This is a genomic window from Petrotoga halophila DSM 16923 (assembly GCF_002924615.1).
On record NZ_JALY01000018.1, the window covers coordinates 1 to 1,492 of the forward strand.

The following is a 1,492-nucleotide window of genomic DNA, read 5'->3' on the forward strand; positions in this document are numbered from 1 at the left end:
TCTATATCAGTAAAAGAATCTTATCATTTAGAATTCAATTTGAAAACAAACAATATATTTAAAGAGGATTTAGTTAGAACATTTAAAAGTCTTTTGGGTGTAAATGCCAGATTTTTTAATAGAAGTAAAGGCTCGAAAGTATACATAAAATCACGCGATGACATTTTGAATATTCTTGAGCTTCTCAATGCCAAGGAAAAAGTAAAAGAATTAAGCGAATTGATGGATATAAGGGATCTACGAAGTAACGTAACAAGAACTATTAATTTAATATCTGCTAATTCATCAAAAACAGCTCATAGCTCAATAAAGCAAATTAAGGATATACAAATTATTCAAGAAAGTATAGGTTTAGATAGTTTACCATATGACCTAAAACAAATAGCAGCTTTTAGATTAGAAAATGAAGATGCAAGTTTGAGCAACATGGCAGAATCTTTATCAATGAAAAAATCTACTTTATACAACAAACTAAAAAAAATCTCAAAAATTGCCGAATCTCTAAAAAATACCTAATTCAGATAAAATGGTGGTGCAATAATTATGAAATGTCCTTTCTGTGGTTACGAGGAAACTAAAGTTCTAGACTCAAGACCAGCTAGTAACGGCACTTCCATAAGAAGAAGAAGAGAATGCTTGCAATGTCAAGCTCGTTTTACAACATATGAAAGATATGAACAAACAAGGATAAGAATAATAAAAAAAGACGGCAGAAGGGAACTTTACGATAGAAAAAAACTAATGAATGGGATCTTAAAGGCATGTGAAAAAAGGCCTGTGAGCACCGATCAAATTGAAGAAATTGTTGATAACATAGAAGAAGAATTAAGAAGAAGTGGCAATTCAGAAATTTACTCTTCTGAAATCGGTGATAAGGTTATGGAACAACTGAAATCAATTGATCAGGTTGCTTATGTAAGATTTGCTTCGGTGTATAAAGAATTTAGAGATTTAGACAGTTTTTTACAAGCTATAAGAGAATTAAAAAATAGTTAATCACCATTATTAGAAATGGGAGGAGCGATACAAAAGTGGCTGAACAAGTATACAAACTAACCAGAGAAGGGTACGAAAAATTAAAGAAGGAACGAGAAGAGCTTAAAAAAAGACTTATGGGGGAAGTTGCCGAAAGGATTAAAGAAGCCAGGGAATTGGGAGATCTATCAGAAAATAGTGAGTATGAAGAGGCAAAAAACGAACAAGGAATGATAGATTCCAGAATCAAAGAGATAGATTATATATTAGACAATGCTGAAATAATTGAAAATGGAGGCAATCACGATAATTCTACCGTAAGTTTGGGAAAAAAGGTGAAAATAAAAGATTATAGATTGAATAGAGAGCAGGAGTTCCTGCTAGTTACCCCTCAAGAGGCCAATATCGAAGAAAGTAAAATCAGTATTGAATCTCCTATTGGAAGATCATTACTAGGAAGAAGAAAAGGGGAAGTTATCAACATTAAAACAGCTAGAGGAAGCTCAAAAAAAATAGA

At 31.9% G+C, this 1,492-nt stretch carries 3 protein-coding genes; all 3 read left to right on the forward strand.

Features of this window, described 5'->3' with window-relative positions; genetic code table 11:
* Positions 1-516, forward strand: a 516-nt coding sequence (gene whiA / locus AA81_RS00925; RefSeq protein ID WP_103897909.1) for a DNA-binding protein WhiA, incomplete at its 5' end; no start/stop codon positions are given.
* A gap of 27 nt (positions 517-543) precedes the next feature.
* Entirely contained in the window at positions 544-996 is a 453-nt protein-coding gene (gene nrdR, locus AA81_RS00930; protein WP_103078904.1) for a transcriptional regulator NrdR, read from the forward strand.
* Positions 997-1,031: 35 nt separating this feature from the next.
* Positions 1,032-1,492, forward strand: a 461-nt coding sequence (gene greA / locus AA81_RS00935) for a transcription elongation factor GreA (RefSeq protein WP_103897910.1), incomplete at its 3' end; no start/stop codon positions are given.

Coding starts and splice junctions, on each gene's coding strand:
- nrdR (WP_103078904.1), top strand. CDS start 544: ATGAAATGTCCTTTCTGTGGTTACGAGGAAACTAAAGTTCTAGACTCA.